This is a genomic window from Nocardia amamiensis, assembly GCF_015477605.1.
In the GTDB taxonomy this organism is placed as follows: Bacteria; Actinomycetota; Actinomycetes; order Mycobacteriales; family Mycobacteriaceae; genus Nocardia; species Nocardia amamiensis_A.
Genome location: NZ_JADLQX010000338.1, coordinates 1 through 255 on the forward strand (window position 1 = coordinate 1; position 255 = coordinate 255).

Below are 255 nucleotides of genomic sequence, written 5' to 3' on the forward strand. Positions count from 1 at the left end.
GGACCGCCGCGCTGGAAGCGGTGGCCCGCCATGCCAATTCGACCGGCGCGGGTGGGCACACCCCGTCCGACTTCGCGTTGGTGCGCAGCACTCAGCGGGACATCGACCGCTGGGAGCGGCGCTTCGGGGCGCTGGCCGACGTCTGGCCGCTCTCGGCGCTGCAAGCCGGTCTGTTGTTCCACGCCCGCCTTGCGGCGAGCTCGGTGGACGTCTACACCGCGCAGGCGGTGCTGACCCTCACCGGACGGGTGGACG

The 255-nt window shown here is 72.9% G+C and carries 1 protein-coding gene; it reads left to right on the top strand.

Translation table 11 applies throughout. The features are described from left to right. The coding region (locus IU459_RS38050; RefSeq protein WP_195134366.1) for a hypothetical protein at positions 1 to 255 on the top strand (255 nt) is incomplete at both ends.